This window comes from Cupriavidus sp. FW305-46 (assembly GCF_058787075.1).
This window is the reverse complement of record NZ_JBYSZI010000111.1, coordinates 1-5368: the sequence shown is the minus strand read 5'-3', so window position 1 is coordinate 5368 and position 5368 is coordinate 1. Positions and strand designations below refer to the sequence as shown.

At 65.2% G+C, this 5368-nt stretch carries 6 protein-coding genes; all 6 read right to left on the bottom strand.

The features are described from left to right. On the bottom strand, positions 1 to 1347 hold a 1347-nt coding region (locus tag AC3WON_RS30330; protein WP_492353396.1), incomplete at its 3' end, for a phage portal protein. A gap of 1 nt (position 1348) precedes the next feature. Then, the gene (locus AC3WON_RS30325) at positions 1349 to 1570 is read right to left on the bottom strand and encodes a phage head-tail joining protein (protein ID WP_492353395.1); all 222 of its coding nucleotides are present in this window, start codon (positions 1568 to 1570) and stop codon (positions 1349 to 1351) included. A gap of 12 nt (positions 1571 to 1582) precedes the next feature. Beyond that, entirely contained in the window at positions 1583 to 3631 is a 2049-nt protein-coding gene (locus tag AC3WON_RS30320) for a phage terminase large subunit family protein (RefSeq protein ID WP_492353394.1), read from the bottom strand. Beyond that, complete coding sequence (locus AC3WON_RS30315; protein ID WP_013956194.1) at positions 3588 to 4106, bottom strand: terminase small subunit; 519 nt, start codon at positions 4104 to 4106, stop codon at positions 3588 to 3590. The genes AC3WON_RS30320 and AC3WON_RS30315 overlap by 44 nt, the downstream gene beginning before the upstream one ends. A gap of 107 nt (positions 4107 to 4213) precedes the next feature. Then, on the bottom strand, positions 4214 to 4804 hold the full coding sequence (locus AC3WON_RS30310; RefSeq protein WP_492353393.1) for a hypothetical protein: 591 nt from the start codon (positions 4802 to 4804) through the stop codon (positions 4214 to 4216). Beyond that, positions 4804 to 5148: a hypothetical protein gene (locus tag AC3WON_RS30305; protein ID WP_492353392.1), complete on the bottom strand. Its 345-nt coding sequence runs from the start codon at positions 5146 to 5148 to the stop codon at positions 4804 to 4806. Before AC3WON_RS30305 ends, AC3WON_RS30310 begins: the two co-directional genes overlap by 1 nt. Between the last annotated feature and the right edge of the window lie 220 nt (positions 5149 to 5368).

The window sequence follows — 5368 nt, the reverse complement described above, 5'->3', positions numbered from 1 at the left end:
TTCGCGCTGGATCTCGGCAAACACCCGATCTGGGTCGTCGCCGCGCTCGCGAATCGCTTCCGACAGGCTCATCAGGCCACCGCGAATGGCTTCCTTGGTGGCCATGACATCCTTGAACGGATCCACCCATTGGAGCTTCGGCGGCGTCCAGATGAATGGCGAAATCGCCTCGCGCTGCTTGCCAGCCAGCTTCGCAGCCACCTGGAAGCGCTGCGCGATCGGCTTTTTCACCATCGGCACAAGCGCCAGCCATTGCTCCTGCTGCACCAGCTGCCGGAACTCCACCAAGCCGACGCGAGCGCTGCTGAAGTTAGTCCGCGACAGGTCACCCGTCATCTGCTCATAGGTGGTCCCCGCCCCCACGGCGATCGCGTGCAGCTGCGTCACGGTGTAGTCGCCATAGCCACCGGCGGACGACGGCGTACCGAATTCAACGCCCTCGGCGTTGGACAGGTACTTGATCATCCCCGGCGCGACCTTTTCCTGCCGCTGGCCGCCCGCACCCTGCTTGGCCTCGCCGAGCTGCTGGTTGGCGTCATCCGTGCGAACGAAGGCGACGAAGCAGGCCTCGATCTTCTTGCGCACGAGCTCGGCCTGCTCATAGTCCGCCAGGTCACGCAGCCGGAGCAGCGACACACCGAGCTCCGGCATGCCGCGCACCTGCGCGGGCCGGCGCTTCCGGTAGTAGTGCAGGATCTCGCTGGCCGGCACCCGCTTGCTTTCCAAGCCACTGAGCCGGAAGCCCGCGATCTCGCCGGGGTGCTGCGGAAACAGCCAGTACGCAACGCGTCGGCCGAGCGCGTCGAATTCCACGCCGGTGATCGCATAGTTGCCGTTCGGCATCGGCCCGGTCTTCGTCGAGTCGATGTGGTCGGGCTCCAGCACCTGCAGCTGCAGCGGCACCTCGAACCCATCCTCAGGCATGCGCGGACGGAACCGGATGATGACCTCACCAGACTCGCGGCGCGTCCGGTGCGCGAGTTCCATCAGCCCGTTGAAATCGAGCTGCCCATCGGCGTCGCAGTAATCGCACCAGGCATCCCACAGCGCCTGGTTGGGCGCCTTGGCCGTGAAGCCGGTGCCGACGGTGTTGGAAACGAGCTTATCCAGCGCGGACGCGGCGTATTCGTTGTTGCGAATGACATCGCGGCAGCGCTGACGCACGCGATGCAGCGCCGGCGCGATCTCCGCATTGGCACTGCCGCCGCCGGCGATCCAGCCATCGGTGCGGCGACCGACCTTTGCCGCGTCGTAGGCGCGCACGGTATCGAGCGCCATGCGGGCCTGCGCCCGGCGCACGCCGGACAACGGCGAGACGAAGCTGACCAGGTTATCGAGCCAGTTCATGTCAGTCCCGGGTGAAGTAGGCAACCGACGACGGCCCGCGATTGGTGCGAGCCAATTCGGTCAACTGGCCGCTGGCCAGCAGTTGGCCGCGCACCATGTTGTAGGCTTTGATCAGATCATCCATCGAGCGGTAGGTGACTTCCTTGCCGTCGTACTTGACGGTCAACTCGCCGGACGCGATGGCCTGCTCGAGGGCCTCCAGTTGCGTAAGGGTGAATGCCATGTGTCGGCCTTGTTAGCGGCCGAGCCACCCATCGGTGTCACCCAGCCAGTTATCGTCCTGTGCCGTAGGCTCAGTGGCCACCGGCACGCTGCTTTCGGTTGACGGCTCGTCCGCCGGCGCCGCAGGCGGCAACTCGATCGCCCCCGGCAGCGGGTCCGACAGCAAGTCACCCTGCCGCGGCGCCACGCGCTCGCGCAACCGATCCCACATCGGCTTGGTGTACCGGTGCAGGTCCAGGCAGTACGCCGCAAACATCGCGTACACCGTGCAGTCCAGCACCTCGTTGCGCGCGCCGGACTTTCGCTTGACCCAGCGATGCTCCTCGCCACGGGGCGTGCGTTGGATCACGCGAACCTCGGCGGTGAGTTGCTCGTAGAACGCAACAGGAAGCTGGTCCGAGAAATGCACGAACCCTGGCATTGACTGCCCGGGCTCCGGTGTGGACAGCTTCAGGCGTCCGAACAACAAGTCTTTGGCCGTGTCGGTACCGACGTGCCACAGCCGCACGCCGCGCTTGACCATCACGCCCTTGTAGTTGATGTCCTGCTTGGTTGCACGCCCCTTGATCGGCTTGCCAGCAGCCGGCTCGCCGCGCACGGCATACAGGCGCTGCCCACCCCGAGTCCGCACGAAGTTGTAGACCTGGTGCGTGAAGTGGCCACCGGTGTCGATCGCGGCCGCCTCGATGCCGAGGACCTGGCCACTGGCGTGCGGATAGGTCGTCTTCAGGTATGCGTCGAGCTGATCCCAGGACGCTTCGCTGGCCGGGTTGGCCGCCAGCACTTGGTAGTCGACAGGCCACGATTCCTCGCCCTCGCCCCAGCCCCACACGACGATCTCGAAGCGATCATCCTGCACGTCAATGCCAGCAGTCACGGCGAGTACTCCCATCGGGAGCGTGCGCAACGCATACGGCTCGGCGCGCGCCTTGAGCTGCTCGTGATCGGCTTTCTCGACGTCCTCTTCCCACGTCTCGCCGAGCGTGGTGTTGACGAACGTCTTGAGTTCGGAGGTGTCGCCCTTCTTCGCCTTGGCCTGCGCCGATAGGAACTCGCGCACGATCTGCGACCACGGCGTCATCTCGCTGTACGCCGTCCAGACCCAGAACGACACGGACCTCGGTGCGCGCACCACCTCGCCTTCCGGCGATCGGAACCGCCCATCCAGGTCGATCCACATGCCGGCCTCCGACACCCAGCGCCCGCGCCGCCAGACAGTCAGGTAATCCGCTTGCGAGTACCCCTCACCACACAGCGGGCAGTAGTGGAGCACCGTCCCCGGATCATCGCCCTGCCACTTGAACCCGAACGGCTTGTCCTTTCCGCCCCAGCGCACCACATGCTCACCGCCGCAATGCGGGCAAGGGACACGAAAGCTGAACCGCTGCTCGGCCTGCTCGGACCGCCCCTCGATCAGGGAGAAGCCTTTCAGCTTCGGCGTGCTGCCGAGGATCTGCTTTGGGAAGGTCGCGCCCTCAATACGCTTGCGCGAGAGCACCACGGGCGAGCCCTCTTTCTCGACATCACTGTCGAAGCCATCGAGCTCGTCCAGGTAGATGACGTCGACGGAAAGGCGCCGGTAATTCTTGGCGGCTTTGCCACCACGGATGTGCAACGTCGAGCCAAGGAAGCCCTTTTTGCGCATCGTATTGTCTTTGCTCCGCTGCATGAACGCGGGAAAGACCGTGGCCATCGCGGCCACGTCGCGCAACATCGTATCGACCTCGGTCTTCACGAAGTCGTCGGCGTCTTCGTCGGTCGGCTGCCATACAGCCTGGTTGCGCCGCTTGTGATGGGCAAAGTAGCCCATCGCCGCCAGGATCATCTTGGTATAGCCAACCCGGGCCGACTTGATGAACACCACCTCCTCGATGTCGTCGTTCGACATCGCGTCCAGGATGGCCACCTGGTAGGGGAAGGCCTGCCACTTTTGCTCGACGTAGCTCGACTCTGCCGACAGGTAGAAGTGCTCGGCCGCCCAGCTCGACAGCGACATGGGCGTCGGCGCGGCCAGGGCACTAAGGCCCTTCGTAATCGCCTTCTGAATCTCCGACAGGTCCATCGTTCAGGTCTTCCAGCTTGATGGCGGCTGCGATGTTGCGCGCCTTGGTGATCTCCTCGGTGATGAGGTCAATGTCTTCTGCAGACAGCGTGGTGGTCCGCCGCTTGATCTGCACAGGGATCGCCTCGAGCCGCGTCGCGATTTGTCGCCCGACCTTGGCCAGCACCGCCTCGAGCACCGACACCGGCGCCAGTTCCTTCTGCAGCTGCTGGTTGACCATGGCGATCTTGATGCGCTGCTCGCGGGCGAGCGCGGCACGCTCCTGGATCAGATCCAGATCGCCGGTGGAGGCGCGGCCGGCCGCCTGCTCGCGCAGGTTCTCGCAGTACTCCACCAGCCAGCGGCGCAGCGACGCGCCGCGCGTCAGCGTGCCGCGCCCGATCAGGTCACTCACGGCCGGCTGGGAAATACCGACCAGGTCGGCGAAGGCTGCCTGCGTGACCGTGCGATCGACGTCATCCAACAGCTCGGTCACGGTATAACCCCCTAGGAATAATTTCGTGAGTAGTGCGCGATCGGGGCGCGAATTACCCGCGTTTGGGGAAGGCCGGAAGGACCCCCGCCGCGTGACCCCGGCGCCACCTAGAGGGCCGTGGCCAGCGCCCCCGCCAGTGCGCGCCCGAAGATCGCGCCGAACTCGGCGGCGATGGCCTGCTGGCCGATGCCCGCGAAGTCGAAGCGGCGCTTGTAGCCGGCCTTGTCGACGTACTTGACCAGCAACGCCACGCTGCGACCCTTGCGCTGGTAGATGCCAGGGACGCCGTTCACCGTCCCGCTGAATACACCGGGCTTCGCCAGCAGCTTTCGGATCGCGCCCTTCGGCATGTTCCCGTACTGGTTGACGCGAAGGCCTTGCGGGATCACGACTGCCCGCTTGGTCGGGCGCCGCTCACCACCATCGACCTGGTAGCGCAGGTACTTCCATTGATCCGGCTTGATGAACACCGAGGCGATCTGCCGCTGCTTCGTTGCAGGCCTCGTACCGAATGCGCGCATGGTGAACGGCGTGGGCTTGTCCAACTCACGCGGTAACGCCCCCGACTCAACGCCGGCCACCGCCTTGGCAGTCTGCGTCAGCGCCTTCGCGATCGCGAAGGGCATCTGCTTCTGCGCGATGTTGTCCAGCGTCTTGCGAACGTCGGCGATGTTGTGCTTGACGCTGACGGTAAGCATCAGCCCACCGCGACGGCCTGTTCCTTGGCAGCCTGGGCCTGCTGGTACGGCATCCACTCGGCGTAGCGGCCGATGATCTCGCCCGCCGTGCCGTCTTCCTTGGCCGGGCCGCGCGCCGGCTCGTCGCCTTCCTGCAGCAGCACGGCGGACGTAACCGGGAACTGCTTTCCCATGATGTCCGTCACGAGCAGATTGACGCAGCGATCGCCCCACACGGCGATGATGGTGGCGTCGAGCGGCGGCGCATTGTCGAGACCACCAGCCAGGGCCATCGGTACCGGGCCGATGATGTCGTTCTTGCACGGGCGATACCAGACCTTGCGGCCGACGGAAGGTTTGATCATGACTACTCCGAAGAGGGAAAAAGAATGGCCGGCGCGAACGGGGAGAACGCGCCGGCCTATCGGGAACGGCCCGCCGCTGCGGACCAGGGAGAAAAAGAAAAGGGCCGAGGCACACGCCCCGGCCCCGGAAGCCCTGCTCGCGACCGACTCGCTCGCAGGGTAGGAGACACTGTCAATCCGACGAGAAGCTGCTCGCCGTATCCGATCCACCGGAATCCCA

Coding starts and splice junctions, on each gene's coding strand:
- AC3WON_RS30325 (WP_492353395.1), bottom strand. CDS start 1,570: ATGGCATTCACCCTTACGCAACTGGAGGCCCTCGAGCAGGCCATCGCG.
- AC3WON_RS30320 (WP_492353394.1), bottom strand. CDS start 3,631: ATGGACCTGTCGGAGATTCAGAAGGCGATTACGAAGGGCCTTAGTGCC.
- AC3WON_RS30310 (WP_492353393.1), bottom strand. CDS start 4,804: ATGCTTACCGTCAGCGTCAAGCACAACATCGCCGACGTTCGCAAGACG.
- AC3WON_RS30305 (WP_492353392.1), bottom strand. CDS start 5,148: ATGATCAAACCTTCCGTCGGCCGCAAGGTCTGGTATCGCCCGTGCAAG.